A 15,591-nucleotide genomic window follows, 5' to 3' on the forward strand; every position below is an offset into this window, starting at 1 on the left:
CGAAGGCCTTTCTAGCGAGTCGAAGTTGGGGGCATTTTTGGGGGCAACTCTGTGTTCCCGGCGCGGCGAACCGTCGGTATATTGCGGTCGGGAGTTCGATCCTCCCTTCTTCATCTTGGAAGATCGAGCGAGCCAATGCGGCGTCCTTTTGCTTCCGCATGACCCGAAGGGGCCGTGTGAATCCGTCTTCTGCAAGCTGCAACGGGTGGAGTTCAAACCAACGGTACGTAGCATGAATGAGCAATGACGTTTTGAACGACTTCGATACCATCCGTCGTCGCGTTAACGTTGGAGCTACCGCAAGCCGTGGGTGGGCTGGCTAATCTGTGTTGCTTCGATTTCTCGGCTCAGACTCGATCTGCGCTTGCTCAAGCATCCACGTTTCGATCTTGTCATGCCACATCCGCAGCAGATCAAGGGGGCGACGTCGATAGTGCTTTTCGGCGATCGCGGACGGCTTGTGCCCTTGAATTTGTGCAACAACGCCGACAGGAACCTCGACCCACTCTGACAGCGTGCCGAACGATCGGCGCAGGCCGTGGAGCGACAGGTGTGGCAAACCTGTCGGCGTCAATGCGCGGTTATGCGCATGACGCGGTTCTGCAATCTTCCCATCCGAAGATGTCTTGCTAGCGAAGACCCACTCGGACGGCCCCCACTGCTCGCCTTTTTGTGCAAGACGCGCAACCTGGCGCTTGTTGGGAGGTATTTCGTTTAGTCGTTGAAGGTTCGACAATAGACTCGCTAAGTAAGGAGTGAGCGGAATAGTCCGACCGCCGGTACCTTCGATCTTATCGTTCATTGTCAGGCTTCTCCACCGGAAGTCGACGTCCTCCCAGCGCAACGCGGCTAGCTCTTCCCGACGGGCTCCTGTGATCAGAAGACCTTGTAGGTATGCGCTAATGACCGGATTTGCGATGGCACGTACTGCGCTAAACCAAACAGACAGCTGCTCGCGCTGGAGGCAGTCGTCCTTCGCGGTGCTGCGAGGGAGAATGCCTTTGACCTTTGGCGAAGCATAGGCGTCGTGCGAAATAATGCCTGAGTACGTCTCGTGGGCGTCGCACCACCGAATGAACGCTTTGAAGAGACCGAATGCATGCCCGGCATTTGTTGACCCACGAGGTATTTCTCCCTCAAGCCACTGGGACATAGTTGCTGCCGTTATCTCGGTCAATTTGAGCGGCATGAGCGGAGCCAATGGCCCACGAACTTTCTCTTTGCCCCCGCGTTTTGCAATACCTCCGCCTGGCGACGAAAGGTTGACGTGGTCCAGGATGTATCTCTCGGAACGAGGCCCCGACGGTCGGTCAAATTCCCCCATGTATGGTCACTTCAAAATCCCCCAGTTAACGACCGCCGGCTGAGCGGTCCTTAGCGGTGATGCAGGACATTTATTGTCGTCTCCTTCAGAGAAGAAGGAGACCAGGGAGTGAATGTCTTGAAGCAGCATCTGCAAAGCGCGATATTCACGCTGCTTGAGCGCGGCGTGAGCCAGCACAGGATCCACGAGCTCACGGGTATCGATCGCAAGACGATTCGCCGCTATCAAGCGCTGTATGAGGCGCGGCGGGCGGATGGCGCAAACTCCTCCACCGCCGCGACCACCGGCTCCGGCGATCCGGTGGTCGCGCAAAATCCTCCACTCCCGCGACCGCCGGCTCCAGGCGGAGTGCCGGTTAGTTCCTTCAACTTCGCCCGTTCGGCCAGTGAGCCCCACCGGGAATGGATCGAACAGCAGGTGCGTTTGAAGCGCAACGCCCAGGCGATCTACCAGGACCTCGTTGACCAGCATGGCTTTAGAGCCAGTTACGAGAGCGTCAAGCGTTTCGTCCGGGCGCTGCGGCACGTCGATCCGGAACAGTTCGACCGTCTGGAGTTCACCGCCGGCGAAGAGGCCCAAGTCGATTACGGCGAAGGCGCGCCGACCCGCGATCCGAAGACGGGCCGCTATCGCCGGCCACGCCTGTTCGTCATGACGTTGAGGTATTCGCGGCGCAGCTTCCGGCGCGTAGTGGGCAGCGACAATTGTTTTGGCCGGTCGTTGACGATCGTTTTGGCCGGTGGTGAGGAGTCGAAGGGCGGCGCAGTCGCCGTAGACGATGAGCCACCGGCGGCGCCAGGTCGACGGGCTTTAGGATGGACTGATCGAAGCTTGAAGAAGAAGCGGTCAGCTCATGTCTGGAACCCGCATTACCGACCAACAGGTTCATCTCTATATGAACAAGCGCAAACAGTACTCCCAGGAAGTCGCGGCCGCCAAGACCGGTATCAGCGTGCGTACGGCGCGCCGCATCGAACGTGACGCCACCTTGCCTTCTCAGAAACCACGGCAAACATGGCGGACCCGAGCTGATCCCTTCGTCGACGTATGGGAGAGCGAAGTCGTACCGCTGCTGCGCAACGCGCCCCACCTGATGGGCATCACGATCCTGCGCAAGCTGCAAGACGATCACCCGGGTTGCTATCCCGATAGCATGCGCCGCACGCTGGAACGGCGTATTCGCCAGTGGCGGGCGCTTGAAGGGCCTACGCAGGAGGTGTTCTTCCCCCAGGAGCATCAGCCCGGTGTGCGCGGTCTGTCAGACTTCACCGATATGAGCAAGCTTTGCGTGACGATCGGCGGTGCCCCATTCGGTCATCGGCTGTATCACTTCGTACTGGCGTTCTCGCGCTGGGAATACGCGAACGTTGTTGAGGGAGGCGAGAGTTTCGAGGCCCTCGCAGCGGGATTGCAGAACGCGCTGTGGCAGGCCGGCGGCTGCCCGCGCGAACATCGCTCTGACAGCCTGTCGGCTGCCTTCAAGAATCTGACAGAGCAGGAGGACTTCACGAAACGTTACTCAGCGCTGCTCGACCATTACGGCATGGAGGGCACGCGCAACAATCGGGGCCTGGGTCACGAGAACGGCAGCGTGGAGTCATCGCATCGGTATCTGAAGGAAGCGGTCGACCAGGCCTTGATGCTTCGCGGTCATCGCGACTTCGCTGACCGGCCCGCCTACGATGAATTCATCCGTGAGGTGGTGATGCGCCGGAACCGGCGCAACGCTGCGGCGTTTCGCATTGAGCGCGCACAGTTGCAGGATTTGCCCGTACGTCGCACTACTGACTTCGTCGAGGAAGAAGCACTCGTGACCCGCTGCAGCACATTCACCGTGCGCGGCATCCTATACAGCGCACCGTCACGCCTGATCGGCCATAGGCTAAAGGTGCGGATCTATGGTGACCGGCTCGACTGCTATCTGTCGGGCGCGCTGGTGCACAGTACGCCGCGAGGATCCCGTGCCGCCGATAACCGCCACGCGCTGGACTATCGTCACTTCATCGATTCTCTCAAGCGCAAGCCGCAGGCGTTCAGGGGGTTCGCGTTTCGCGACGCGCTGTTTCCCCGTGAAGCCTACCGACGGACCTGGGAGAAGCTGGAGACGCAACTGACGCAACGCCAGGCATGCAAGACGATCGTAGGGCTGCTCGAACTCGCAGGACATCACGGCGTTGAGGCGTTGCTGGCCGAGCGGCTCGAGGCCTTGCTCGAAGCAGGCGAACTGCCCGATCTGAAGCAGTTGCGCGATGAATTCGCGCCGCGTCAGGCCCAATGTCCCGAGGTCGTAGTCGAAATGCCGCCCGTCGCGGTCTATGACGAGCTTCTCGACAAGGTGGCAGCATGAACGCCCCTGCCCATGACAACGGCCGTCTGGCCTTGATGTTGAACGAGCTACGTCTGCCGACCATCGGCAGGTTATGGCCCGAGTTCGTTGAGCGCTCTGATAAGGAAGGCTGGCCGGCTACGCGATTGCTTGGGGCGCTGCTTGAGCACGAACTGGCCGAACGTGCCAAACGACGCATCGAGCGGCATCGTACCGAGTCACATCTTGATCCAACCAAGACGCTGGCCACCTTCGACTTCGGCATGGTGCCAATGGTCTCGAAAGCGCATGTCACGGCACTGGCGACCGGAGATTCGTGGCTGGAGAAAGGTGCCACGATTCTCCTGTTCGGGCCCCCCGGTGGCGGTAAAAGTCATTTAGGTTCAGCCATCGGACACGCTTTAATCGAAGCCGGCTATCGAGTGCTGTTCACACGCACGAGCGAGCTCGTCCAGAAACTCCAGGCTGCGCGTCAGAGCCTGCAGCTTCCATCCGCTCTCACGAAGCTTGATCGGTTTGATCTCATCATCCTGGACGACCTGTCGTACGCGCGTAAGGACCAGGCCGAAACCAGTGTGCTGTTCGAACTGATCGCCGAGAGGTATGAGCGTAAAAGTCTGCTCATAACGGCCAACCAGCCATTCTCGGGATGGAATGACGTGTTCCCCGACCCTGGCATGACGGTCGCAGCCATTGATCGGCTCGTCCATCACTCGACGATCTTCGAACTCAATGTTGAAAGCTATCGCCGTCGAAAGGCCAGCGACAAACAGAGCGCGCGCCGGCGACAATTACCCGACGACAATTACGATGGAGAAGCGACAACTATGAACTAGCCAGCGACAATTACACCCGTCGACCGGCCAGAATAGTTGTCGCTGACCGGCCGTGCCGCTTGACGCTGTCTAGCGTAGTCTGGAAGTCCAGCAAACAGGTCTGGGCACAGCTTCACGAAGAAGCCTTTCGGTACTTCGGTGGCAGCGCGAGCTACGTCGTCCTCGATAATTTACGGGAGGGCGTGATCACGCCCGACTTGTATGAACCTGAGATCAACCGCCTTTACGCCGCGATGCTTGAACATTACGGCGTCGTCGCCGACCCGGCCCGCGTACGCGATCCGAATCGCAAGGGTGCTGTTGAAAACGCAATCCAGCATACGCAGAACACCGCGCTCACCGGCCGGCGCTTCGAGTCGCTCGAGGCCCAGAATGAATTCCTGATGCACTGGGAAGAGAACTGGGCCGCCAAACGCATCCATGGCCGTGCACGGCGACAGGTTGAAGCGATGTTCCAGGAGGAAAAGCCGCACCTGAAGCCATTGCCGGCCACGGCATTCCGCTACTTCACCGAGGTCGTGCGCACCGTCTGGGACGACACCACGGTGAGCATTGATCGGAGCAACTATGCGGCGCGGCCCGCGCCCATCGGGAGTCTCGTGTGCGTACGAATCTACGACACCACGATCGAGATCCGTGATCGCCGCTCGCAGGAGCTGCTGCGCACCCATCCACGCCACATGCAGCCCGGCTCCCTCGAACTGCCCGACAGCGAGCGCCCGTTCAATCCATCGCGCCAGACCAGTCTCGCGCTGGCCAGCGCCACCGACATCGGTCCACAAACGAAGGCACTGTGCCAGCACTTGTTCGACGCCGAAGGTCGCGTCGGCCACCGCGGCATGTGGGGCATTGTCGCGCTCGCGAAGAAGTATCCCGCGTGGCTCGTCGAGCAGGCCTGCGATCACGCCCTGCGTCACCACCTCTATCGATACCGGCAGGTACGTGCCGTCGTCGAGCGGCTGTTCGAGCAGGCAGTTGAGCGTCTCGATCGCGCGCCACAGCTGGCCTTGCCGCTCACACAGGAACACCCCCTGATCCGTCCAGGTGACGAATACGGCGAGTTCTTCAACGTCGGCGCGCAACACAGCGCCGGCTCTCATCCATCAACAAGTGGAGAAACAGCATGAACACCACGCTACCCGACATCGAGCGGGCGCTCAGGCTGCTGCGCCTGTCAGGCGTACGCGACACACTCGAAACCCGCGTGTTGCAGGCACAGGGCATTCAGCAGCCGTTCCTCGAGACCTTCGCCCTCATCCTGCAGGACGAACTCGACCGGCGTCAGTCGCGGCTCATCGAGCGGCGTTATCAGCAGTCCGGACTCGAGGAGAAGCTCACGCTCGCCGAGTTTGACTGGTCGTTCAATCCGAAAATCCCGCGTCAGGCTTGCTTCCAGCTCAACGCGCTGAAGTTCATCGCCGCCGGCGAGAACGGATTGATCATCGGCAAACCTGGCACGGGGAAGTCGCACGTTGCCAAGGCCGTCGCGTATCAGGCGGTTCTGCAAGGCCACAAGGTACAGTATCTCGAAACCGACGACTTCTTTAACCGCTACGCGCTCAGCGCGGCGGAGCAGCGACAGACGCGACTGCGCGCGATACTCGAGGCTGACCTGCTGGTGCTCGATGACCTGTTCCTGGCCCGCTCGATACCGGACGAGGCCGGCGCGCTATTACAGACACTGGTCCATCAGCGCTACAAACTGCGCCGAAGCATCATCGTCACCTCCAATCGCGTCGTACAGGACTGGGGGACGTATCTGGGCGATAACACGATGAGCACCACGATCCTCGATCGCCTCATGCATCACTGCCACCAGCTCGAATTTAACGGCCGGAGCTACCGCCTCAAGGAAGCCGCCGAGGCCCTTGCACAGAAAACGAAAGAGGAATAAAACTCGACCTCGTCCTGCTTCACCCGGTGGGGGATTTTACGCGACCAAAACTGGGGGAGTTTCAACTGACCGTCCGGGAACGAGGTTTTTTCGTTTTGGGCGAGATCTTTGTTCGCAAATGCTCCAAGTAGTGCTCCCACGCTTCGCCGACGGTTACGTCCTGACGGCGCTTCGCTGCCTGCCGGGCTTCGTGTGCGGCCTTCTGCTCCGCTTCTTGTTCGCGCGGATCAACGCCGCTATCAATAAGAGTCTGGAGACTACGCGCCCGCTCCTGAGCCTGGTCGATCGTCCAGCTCCGCGGATCTCCGATCGTAATTCGCACGGTCGAGCCATGGATCTTCCCCTGGAAAATGTAAGACTTCGCTCCCCCAGTCGTGGCTCTCAAGCCAAGTCCGGGAGTCTTGCTGTCCCAGAGAAAAGACTGCGATTTACCCTGTTCGCAGCGATGTGCTTCAACCCGCGCCGCCGTGAAATTTACCTTCGCCATCTAGCCTCCTCGCTCGTAAGCCGGCGATGCCATGTAACCGCCATGTAACCGCCATGTAACCAAATTATGCGGCAATGAAGGTATTTCGATCAACATCAACGGAAGAGTGGGTAACTAAAAATCGTTTAAATACAATACTTTACGGAATTAAATCAATCTGGATCCATCTCAAGGAACATCAAGTTGTTCGTATTCGCAATGCGAAGGTCGGGAGTTCGATCCTCCTCCTCTCCACCACGAATCCAAAGGGCCTGGCTTAAACCCCAGGCCCTTTCCCATTTCTGCACCCATCTGCACTTCCCCAACCGGCTAAACTGATCGCCATACAAAACATGCGAGGCCCGCATGCACTTCGAAATCCGCGAAATCGACCACGTCGTCATCCGCTGCGCCGATCTCGACCGCATGGTGGACTTCTATCGCGTCGTATTAGGTTGTCCCGTCGAGAAGGAGCAGCGCGATATCGGCCTCGTGCAGATGCGCGCGGGCCGTTCGCTGATCGATCTGCTGGCAGTCGGCGCGAAAATCGATCGGCCGGAGAGCGGTCAGCCCGGCGCGGGTCGCAATATGGATCATCTGTGCGTGCGCGTCGAACCGTTCGATGCCGACACGTTACGCGCGCATCTCGAAAAGCATGGCGCGCGCATCGGTGAAGAGGCGCGACGATACGGCGCCAAAGGCTTCGGCCCGTCGCTCTATTTCTTCGATCCGGAAGGCAACATGATCGAGTTCAAAGGTCGGCCCGACGTCTGATGTTCAGGCCGCGCCGTCCTTCAGAACGTTCCAGCGGATCGCGACGGCGTCGGCAGTCTCGCTGCCTAGCGTGACGTCGCCGTCCTGCACCATCATCTGCAAACGCATCGTCCGTTCGGCCAGCTTGCCGAGCGCTTCTGCGATGCCATCCGCGAGCGACCAGACCGTCACGTTCTGCAACCGTTCGACCTTGCCCTTCACGCCGTTCCACCAGATATCCGCGGTCTTTCCCGCATACGCGATCACGATCACGCGCTCCGAGCGGCCACTCGCCTTCGAGATGCGCCGTTCGTCCGGCTGGCCGACTTCGATCCACGTCTGGATCTGCCCGGTGAGATCCTTTTGCCACAGATCGGGCTCATCCGTGTCGGACAAGCCTTTGCAGAATTCGAGACGCTCGTCGGCGAACATGCCGAACGCGGCGACGCGCACCATCATCCGTTCGTCCGTCTCCGAGGGATGGCGCGCAATGGTCAGGGAATGATCGCCGTAGTAGTGGCGATCCATGTCGGCAATTTGCAGGTCTGCCTTGTAGATCGTGGATTTTAGAGCCATTCAGCATCGGACGCCGGTCTTTCGGCCAGCGGAAAAGAATTGTCGAGATGGCGCGAGCGTTTGCGCGCGAAACCGACATTGTGCGGGGAATCGAAGGAAATTTGGAAGACGCCGACGCGCACGATCGTGCTTCGATCGCGGCGGAATGGATCGATGGCCTGTTGCCGACGATTAATTCACGGATAAATCCCGCTTCCGGCGCAATTCAATAATCGCGCCGGATTGTCGGCTGGATATTTTGCGAGAAACCGCTTATTGATCGATGAATCGATCCGCGGTCCACATACCTTGCGTGTCGCTATTTGAGGCGTTGACGAATTCGATGTCATGGCCCACCACGCGAATCACGCGAAAATGCGAATCGACCGGAGTCGAAATGCATTCGAAACCCTCGAAGAACTGCTGCATCTTCTGATGCTCGCCGGCTTTCGCGTGTTGATCGGCCGAATCGAACTTGTCCTTGGATAAGCAGCCATACGAGTTTGGCCTGAAAGTGAACGTCTGCTGAGGCTGAATAACGCCGTCCTGGGCTTGCGCTGCGGAAACGGTCGCAAACAAACCCATCATCGCGAAGAGAATACCGACGCGTCTTTTCATGTATGGCCTCCAAACGAAACCGTTTCGAAATTAGCTATGTATTTAAAAGCGGCTGACCGCAAAACTCATGCTAGTTGAGCGAGGCAAACTTGCAAGCATATGTTATGTGCGACCGCAACACGTCAGAATGTCGCAGGCGCTTTTCAAGTGAAGCGGCGATTGAAATCCAGTTAAAAATCGCGAAAACGAAGCGCGAAAAGAAATGAAAGCTCGCTCGTATGCCGGAAGGACTGCGACAATTTGCCTCCCGCGCGCGCGTGGTGCGTTGCATTAGACGCCCGTGAGACTGATCCAACACATAACGACCGATGCGCTCTGCGCGCGTCAAGATGGCCAATCGGCCTATTGCAAGCGTTCGGCGTTCATGGATAAATCGACGCATCGAACTCTGGAGATCAAGCATGACCCTTGCCCAATGGCTGCCGTTCGCGATCGCGTCGGCGATCCTCGTCGCGATTCCCGGCCCGACCGTGCTGCTCGTCGTGTCCTACGCGCTCGGCCACGGCCGCAAGTACGCATTCGCGACGACCATCGGCGTCGCGCTCGGCGACCTTACCGCGATGACCGCATCGATGCTCGGCCTCGGCGTGGTGCTGGCGGCATCGGCTGAATTGTTCATGGTCGTGAAGTGGATCGGCGCGGCGTATCTCGTGTACCTCGGCATCAAGCTTTGGCGCGCGCCGGTGGTCGATACGGACGCGGTCCAGACTACCGGCGAACTGCGCACGAGCCGAATCATGGCCCACGCGTACGCCGTCACGACGTTGAACCCGAAGAGCATCATTTTCTTCGTCGCGTTCGTGCCGCAATTCGTCGATCCCCACGCGGCGAGCGTGTCGCAGATCGCGATTCTCGAAGCAACCTTCGTCGGACTGGCGGCCGCCAACGCGTTCGCCTACGCGCTGCTCGCGTCCGGCGCGCGCAAGGCGATCCGCAAGGCTTCCGTGCAGCGCGCGGTGAACCGCACCGGCGGCGCGCTCCTGATGGGCGCGGGCATTTTCGCCGCGGCATGGAAAAAAGCAGCATGAGTCAGCCGGACGATTGGACCGCAAGCGCGCGGCGCGTGTATTTCGGCCTGCTCGACGACTGGAACAGGCAGGACGCGGCCGCGATGGCGGCGCGCTTCACGGAGCGCGGCAGTCTTGTCGGTTTCGACGGCAGCGCCATCGACGGGCGCGCCTGCATCGAGGCGCATCTTCAGCCGATTTTCGCCCAGCATCCGACGCCGCGTTTCGTCGCGAAGGTGCGCGAGGTGAGGCGCATGGCGAACGGGCAGACGTTGCTGCTGCGTGCCGTCGCGGGCATGTGGCCGCGCGGCGCGACGGCGCTCGAGCCGAGTCTGAACGCGGTTCAGACGATGGTGCTGTCGCTTTGCGATGGCGTGTACCGGATCGAGATGTTCCAGAACACGCCTGCCGCGTTTCACGGACGGCCGGAAGAAAGCGAAAAGCTCAGCGTGGAATTGCGCGAGCTCGGCAAACCGGCGGGCGCGTAGTTATTTGGACGTCTACTTTCCGATGCAGAAGCGGCTGAAAATCACGCCGAGCAAGTCATCGGAAGTGAATTCGCCCGTGATCGCGTTGAGATCGTCTTGCGCGAGCCGCAGTTCTTCCGCGAAAAGATCGAGCACTTGCGACTGTTGATCGGCATGTCCGGCGGCGAGCGCGAGATGTTCCCGCGCCTCGCGCAGCGCGATCAGATGACGCTCGCGGGCGAGATACACGCTCTCTGCGCCCGCTTGCCAGCCCGCGATCTTCAGCAGCTCGTCGCGCAGCAGCGAAATGCCATCGCCGGTTTTCGCCGACAGATTGACTTCGCGCGCGTGACCTTCCGCATCGCGCACAGATGACGGCGCGCCCGCGAGGTCTGTCTTGTTCATCACTCGCACGACGGGCACGCCAGCCGGAAAGCGCGCCGCGATGGCCTGATCTTCCGGCGTCACGCCTTCGCGCGCATCGAGCAGATGCAGCACGACATCAGCGCGCTCGATTTCGCCCCACGTGCGCTCGATGCCAATGCGCTCCACCTCGTCCTGCGTCTCGCGCAGCCCCGCCGTGTCGATGATGTGCAGCGGAATGCCTTCGACCTGAATCGTCTGCGCGACCTTGTCGCGCGTCGTTCCGGCAATCGGCGTGACGATCGCCAGTTCCGCGCCCGCGAGCGCATTCAGCAGCGACGACTTGCCCACGTTCGGCTGGCCCGCGAGCACGACCGACAAACCCTCGCGCAAAAGCGCGCCCTGACGCGCGTCGGCGAGAACCGTGTCGAGCCGCTCGCGGATGCGCGCGAGCTTCCCGCGCGCGTCCGCGGCTTCGAGAAAGTCGATCTCTTCCTCGGGAAAATCCAGCGTCGCTTCGACGAGCATGCGCAGCGTAATCACGTCTTCGACCAGCGCATGGATCTCGCGCGAGAACGCGCCTTCCAGCGAACGCCCGGCCGAGCGCGCGGCGGCTTCGGTGCTCGCTTCGATCAGATCGGCGACGGCCTCCGCCTGCGCCAGATCGAGCTTGTCGTTGAGAAACGCGCGTCGCGTGAATTCACCCGGCTCGGCGAGCCGCAGGCCGAAATCGCGGCCGGCTTCGATCGCCCGTTGCAGGACGAGTTGCAGCACGATCGGGCCGCCGTGTCCTTGCAACTCCAGCACATGCTCGCCGGTGTAGGAGTTGGGCGCGGGGAAATAGAGCGCGATGCCGCGGTCGAGCGCTTCGCCGTTGCCGTCGCTAAACGGCACGTAGCTCGCATGACGCGGCGCGAGCGCCTGGCCGCACAACGCGTGCATCGCCTTTTGCGCGGCGGCCTCGCCTGCGCGACCGAACGACAGCCGCACGACGCCGATCCCGCCACGCCCCGGTGCGGTGGCGATTGCGACGATTGGATCGGTGTCGTTGCTCAGCATGTCGATGCGCAATGTGATGGTTTCAAAGTGCGGGCATTGTATCGCGGCGTCTGATTCCCTTTGTCCAGCGCTGTCGGAAGCGTCCCGTATGAATTATCTTTTTTGAGATAGAGGATCCCAACGAAACGGAAAGCGAAACTTCGTGCATTGAAGAACGCAAGCCGCGCAGCGATTGGCGATATGATGCAAGCTCGCTGCCAAACGGCAATCAACAACAACACTTAATCAAGATAAAGAGGCGCAGCCTCGCGCCAAAAGTAGCGCAATTGGTTGACTGGTAAGCAGCGATTGCCTCGCACAATCCAGCCCATGCCTACACCACAAGAAAAGGCCGATTTCTCCGAGCGGCTCAAATTCTCGATGACCCGCGCACCCGAAAAGATGCGCGGAGCGACTGATCTCGCATTGCACTTCAACCTGCGCTATCAAGGCGAGCCCGTTTCGCCGCAGACGGCGCACAAGTGGCTCACCGCGCGTTCGATCCCGACCGCCGACAAGCTGAAGACGCTCGCCGACTGGTTCAAGGTCGACCAGCACTGGCTGCACTACGGGCCGCCGCCGAGCGGCAATCCGCAGGTCACGCCGAAGCCGCTTGCGCGCGACGAGCAATATCCCGCGTCCGAGGAGACGCTCGAACTGGCGACGAAGATCGAAGCGCTGTCGCCGCATCATCGATACTTGCTCGAGGAGCTCGTCGAGCAGTTCTACGGATCGATGAAGCGGTAAATTCCCACTCCACCAAAACAAAACGCCCGGACAGAGCCGGGCGTTTTCGCATCAAAAGCAGACGCAGCGCTTACGCCGCCTTCTTACTCTTTCCCATCATGCGCGTGATGTAGTACTGCTGCGCGATCGACAGCACGTTGTTCACCACGTAGTACAGCACGAGACCGGCCGGGAAGAAGAAGAACATGACCGAGAACGCGATCGGCATGAACATCATCATCTTGGCCTGAACGGGGTCCGGCGGCGTGGGGTTCAGCTTCGTCTGCAGGAACATCGAGACGGCCATCAGCACCGGCAGGATGAAATACGGGTCTTGCTGCGACAGATCGTGAATCCAGCCGATCCACGGCGCGCCGCGCATTTCCACCGACGACAGCAGCACCCAGTACAGCGAGATGAACACCGGAATCTGCACGACGACCGGCAGACAGCCGCCGAACGGATTGACCTTCTCGGTCTTGTACAGCGACATCAGTTCGGCGTTCATCTTCTGCGGATCGCTCTTGAAGCGCTCGCGGATCTGCTGCATGCGCGGCGTGATTTCCTTCATGCGCGCCATCGACTTGTAGCTCGCCGCCGACAGCGGGAAGAACACGGCCTTGATGAGCAGCGTGAGCAGCACGATCGCCCAGCCCCAGTTGCCGACATAGCTGTGAATCTTCTCGAGCAGCCAGAAGAGCGGTTTGGCGATGATCGTCACCATGCCGTAATCCTTCACCAGCTCCAGACCCGGCGCGATGCCTTCGAGCATGCGCTCTTCTTCAGGACCGGCGAAGAGACGCGCATCGACGTTCACGGTCTGTCCCGGCGCGATGGTCTGCGCGGGCATCGTCACGCCGACGCGGTACAGGTCCGGGTCGATCTTCTGCACGTAGATGTCGCGCTTCACGCCTTGCTGCGGAATCCACGCGGACGCGAAATAGTGCTGCACCATCGCGATCCAGCCGTTATCCGACGAGGTCTCGAACGTTGCCTTGTTCTTGTCGATGTCGGAGAAGTCGATCTTCTGGAAGTGCTTCTGATCCGTGTAGACCGCCGGCCCGATGAAGGTATGCGAGAAGCGCGGCGTCTCGACCGGCGTGTTGTCGCGCACGAGCTCCATGTAGAGCTTCGGCGTGACCGGCGCGGTGCCGACGTTCTCGATCTTCGTATCGACGTTGATCACATAGCTGCCGCGCGTGAACGTGTAGGTCTTGATGACCTTCACGCCACCCTTCGCGGGCGATTCGAACGCGATCTTCAGCGTCTTTTCGTCGCCCGTCAGCGAAGTCTGGCCGGGAACGGGCGTGAAGATGTCGTTGTGATTCGGGAAATCGCCGCCGAGCAGGCCCGTGCGCGCGAGATACGTGTGGTTCGCGGTGTGATCGAACAGCGTGATGTAAAGGTCCGGCTGCTTGCCGTCGCCTTCCTTGACCAGCGAAAGCTTCGAGAGCGTGCCGCCGCGCGTGTCGATTTCACCGGAATACACGTCCGTCGTGAACTTGACGAGCTGCGATTGCGCCGTGGCGGGCGGCGTCGTCGATCCGGGAGCGGCCGTGCCCGCGGGCGCGTTCGGCAGTTCGGACGGCTGCGCGCCGGATGCGGCCGAGCCCGGTGCCGGGTTGCTGGCGGTCTTCGCCGGTTGCGTCGCGCTCGGGAAGAACATCGACGGGCGCCCATGGTCGCGTTGCCAGTTGTCGAACAGCAGGACAACTGACACGAAGAAGATGACCCATAGGACGGTGCGTTTGATATCCATGCGTTGTCTCAGTGTCGATCGGAAAGCGCTTTAGCGCCGTTTGGTGTTGAAAGCTTGTCTTGCCCGGGGCTTGCGGCGTCCGCGCCAGATTCTTGTGCGTTGGGAGGCGGCACGAGATCGACGCCGCCCGCCGAAAGAGGATGGCAGCGGCAAAGCCGCTTCACGGCGAGATACGTGCCATGCGCGGCGCCATGATACTGGATTGCCTCGCGCGCGTAGTCGGAACAGGAAGGATAAAAGCGGCACCGGTTGCCGAGCAGAGGGCTCACAGCAACCTTGTAGAAGCGCAACAACGCGATGAGTGCCGTTTGCATAAGCTTCGCGCCGCGCGCCGGACTTGCCGTGGAGGCGAGTCTGCGCAATCCGCGCTTCATGACCCTGACGGGCCGGATGATTCGTCGACGGCGGGCGCCTCGGGCGGCGCCGCCACGGTTTCGGCCCTGCGGCGCGCGGCTTCGCGCACGGCACGGTCGAACAAAGTTTCCAGCTCGCTGCCGACGAGCGCCCGAAGCGGCGGGGAGCTCGCGCTCGGCATTGCCTTGCGGTCGATCTTCGCGTGCAGCCGCACGAGAATGTCGAATCCGTCCAACTGCGTGCGACGCAGCCGGAACGCATCGCGCGCAAGCCGTTTGATCAGATTGCGCGTGACGGCGCGCGGCGCCTGCTTCTTGCCGATCACCAGCCCGAGCCGCGCTTCCTTTCCGGACGGCTTGCCGTACAGAACGAAATGCGGCGAACGGCGCCAAGGGCGCAAACGAAAAACGGATGAGAACTCATCCGTTTTCAGCAGCCTTGCGGCCTTGGGGAACGCGGCCTGCGCCGGCAACTGAACGATGTCCTGTCTCAAGACTTCTGTGCGGCGCGTGAGCGGCTCGCCGTCGAGTGTGACATCCAACCGCGAGCGAACACTCGGCAGACTTAGATGGCCAGGCGCTTGCGGCCCTTCGCGCGGCGAGCGTTGATGACCTTGCGGCCGCCAGCGGTCTTCATGCGAACGCGAAAGCCGTGGGTGCGCTTGCGACGGGTAACGGAAGGTTGGTAAGTACGTTTCATGGTGCTCTCACTTGAGTTGATTGACCGCGCGGGCTAAGGCTCCAGTGTGGTCACTGCAAGCGCGATGGCCGGAGGTTCAGGAATTCTGTTTTCGCGGAACCCGCTATTTAAACCGTTTTCCTATTGACCGTCAATAGTTTAGCGCCACCGAACGCGTATTCCGGCGCATTTCCACCGCGTCCGACGTGCTGATTTGACCCTGTGGATAACTCGCGCGCCACCCTCGTTTGGCGTTAGAATCTCGCCTTACTCCCAAATATCCGCCCGCTGCTTCGGCCCGCCGTCCGCCCGCAAACCCTTGCGGCGTAAGCCTCCGGAGCATCCCTGCTCGGCCGTGCCGGGACTTGTCCGAACGTTCGGCAAGCACGGCCCGCAGGTGCGGAGCAAACCATAACGACCGCATTCG

The 15,591-nt window shown here is 60.8% G+C and carries 15 protein-coding genes and 3 pseudogenes; 9 read left to right on the forward strand and 9 right to left on the reverse strand.

The window, feature by feature from the left end:
* Window positions 1-319: 319 nt before the first annotated feature.
* Window positions 320-1,291: pseudogene (locus tag LDZ23_RS14470) on the reverse strand (tyrosine-type recombinase/integrase); the annotation flags it as partial.
* 141 nt (window positions 1,292-1,432) lie between these two features.
* Between LDZ23_RS14470 and LDZ23_RS14475 the strand changes: the two are divergent.
* The 5 genes and pseudogenes from LDZ23_RS14475 to istB (LDZ23_RS14495) all read left to right on the forward strand — a co-directional run.
* Window positions 1,433-2,017 (forward strand): annotated as a pseudogene (locus tag LDZ23_RS14475) (IS21 family transposase); the annotation flags it as partial.
* A 160-nt stretch (window positions 2,018-2,177) separates the two neighbouring features.
* On the forward strand, window positions 2,178-3,671 hold the full coding sequence (gene istA / locus LDZ23_RS14480; protein ID WP_008342581.1) for an IS21 family transposase: 1,494 nt from the start codon (window positions 2,178-2,180) through the stop codon (window positions 3,669-3,671).
* Window positions 3,668-4,486 (forward strand): IS21-like element helper ATPase IstB, encoded by an 819-nt coding sequence (gene istB, locus LDZ23_RS14485; protein ID WP_033537271.1) that lies wholly within the window; start codon window positions 3,668-3,670, stop codon window positions 4,484-4,486. The genes istA and istB (LDZ23_RS14485) overlap by 4 nt, the downstream gene beginning before the upstream one ends.
* Before the next feature lie 17 nt (window positions 4,487-4,503).
* Window positions 4,504-5,665: pseudogene (locus tag LDZ23_RS14490) on the forward strand (Mu transposase domain-containing protein); the annotation flags it as partial.
* Window positions 5,610-6,380, forward strand: coding sequence for an IS21-like element helper ATPase IstB (istB, locus tag LDZ23_RS14495; RefSeq protein ID WP_008352240.1), 771 nt, complete (start codon window positions 5,610-5,612; stop codon window positions 6,378-6,380). The pseudogene LDZ23_RS14490 and the gene istB (LDZ23_RS14495), both read left to right, overlap by 56 nt.
* Window positions 6,381-6,441: 61 nt before the next feature.
* On the opposite strand, the gene LDZ23_RS14500 is transcribed toward istB (LDZ23_RS14495), so the two are convergent.
* The gene (locus tag LDZ23_RS14500) at window positions 6,442-6,867 is read right to left on the reverse strand and encodes an Arm DNA-binding domain-containing protein (RefSeq protein ID WP_008352239.1); all 426 of its coding nucleotides are present in this window, start codon (window positions 6,865-6,867) and stop codon (window positions 6,442-6,444) included.
* 345 nt (window positions 6,868-7,212) lie between these two features.
* Between LDZ23_RS14500 and LDZ23_RS14505 the strand changes: the two genes are divergently transcribed.
* A complete protein-coding gene (locus LDZ23_RS14505) occupies window positions 7,213-7,620 on the forward strand; it encodes a VOC family protein (protein ID WP_008352235.1) in 408 nt (135 codons plus the stop codon).
* A gap of 3 nt (window positions 7,621-7,623) precedes the next feature.
* Here the strand turns inward: LDZ23_RS14505 and LDZ23_RS14510 are convergent, their stop codons facing one another.
* Both LDZ23_RS14510 and sap1 read right to left on the reverse strand, forming a co-directional pair.
* Complete coding sequence (locus tag LDZ23_RS14510; protein WP_033536561.1) at window positions 7,624-8,175, reverse strand: YaeQ family protein; 552 nt, start codon at window positions 8,173-8,175, stop codon at window positions 7,624-7,626.
* A gap of 252 nt (window positions 8,176-8,427) precedes the next feature.
* A complete protein-coding gene (gene sap1, locus LDZ23_RS14515) occupies window positions 8,428-8,772 on the reverse strand; it encodes a surface attachment protein Sap1 (RefSeq protein WP_008352233.1) in 345 nt (114 codons plus the stop codon).
* Window positions 8,773-9,173: 401 nt separating this feature from the next.
* Here sap1 and LDZ23_RS14520 point away from each other — a divergent pair, with 401 nt between their 5' ends.
* Window positions 9,174-9,800: a LysE family translocator gene (locus LDZ23_RS14520; RefSeq protein WP_008352232.1), complete on the forward strand. Its 627-nt coding sequence runs from the start codon at window positions 9,174-9,176 to the stop codon at window positions 9,798-9,800.
* Window positions 9,797-10,267 carry an SgcJ/EcaC family oxidoreductase gene (locus LDZ23_RS14525; protein WP_008352231.1) on the forward strand — a complete coding sequence of 157 codons (471 nt, stop codon included), beginning with the start codon at window positions 9,797-9,799 and terminating at the stop codon, window positions 10,265-10,267. Before LDZ23_RS14520 ends, LDZ23_RS14525 begins: the two co-directional genes overlap by 4 nt.
* 12 nt (window positions 10,268-10,279) lie before the next feature.
* On the opposite strand, the gene mnmE is transcribed toward LDZ23_RS14525, so the two are convergent.
* On the reverse strand, window positions 10,280-11,668 hold the full coding sequence (gene mnmE / locus LDZ23_RS14530; RefSeq protein ID WP_008352230.1) for a tRNA uridine-5-carboxymethylaminomethyl(34) synthesis GTPase MnmE: 1,389 nt from the start codon (window positions 11,666-11,668) through the stop codon (window positions 10,280-10,282).
* A gap of 309 nt (window positions 11,669-11,977) precedes the next feature.
* On the opposite strand from mnmE, the gene LDZ23_RS14535 reads away from it, so the two are divergent.
* Entirely contained in the window at window positions 11,978-12,394 is a 417-nt protein-coding gene (locus LDZ23_RS14535; protein ID WP_008352229.1) for a transcriptional regulator, read from the forward strand.
* A 70-nt stretch (window positions 12,395-12,464) separates the two neighbouring features.
* On the opposite strand, the gene yidC is transcribed toward LDZ23_RS14535, so the two are convergent.
* The 4 genes from yidC to rpmH form a co-directional block, all read right to left on the reverse strand.
* Complete coding sequence (yidC, locus tag LDZ23_RS14540) at window positions 12,465-14,132, reverse strand: membrane protein insertase YidC (protein ID WP_008352228.1); 1,668 nt, start codon at window positions 14,130-14,132, stop codon at window positions 12,465-12,467.
* An 8-nt stretch (window positions 14,133-14,140) separates the two neighbouring features.
* Window positions 14,141-14,446, reverse strand: a complete 306-nt coding sequence (yidD, locus tag LDZ23_RS14545) for a membrane protein insertion efficiency factor YidD (protein ID WP_033536595.1) — start codon at window positions 14,444-14,446, stop codon at window positions 14,141-14,143.
* Window positions 14,447-14,502: 56 nt separating this feature from the next.
* Window positions 14,503-14,967: a ribonuclease P protein component gene (gene rnpA, locus LDZ23_RS14550; protein WP_308196617.1), complete on the reverse strand. Its 465-nt coding sequence runs from the start codon at window positions 14,965-14,967 to the stop codon at window positions 14,503-14,505.
* Between the two features lie 83 nt (window positions 14,968-15,050).
* Window positions 15,051-15,185, reverse strand: a complete 135-nt coding sequence (rpmH, locus tag LDZ23_RS14555; RefSeq protein WP_004198824.1) for a 50S ribosomal protein L34 — start codon at window positions 15,183-15,185, stop codon at window positions 15,051-15,053.
* Between the last annotated feature and the right edge of the window lie 406 nt (window positions 15,186-15,591).

Origin of the sequence: Caballeronia zhejiangensis, assembly GCF_022879815.1 — a bacterium.
Classification (GTDB): Bacteria; Pseudomonadota; Gammaproteobacteria; order Burkholderiales; family Burkholderiaceae; genus Caballeronia; species Caballeronia zhejiangensis.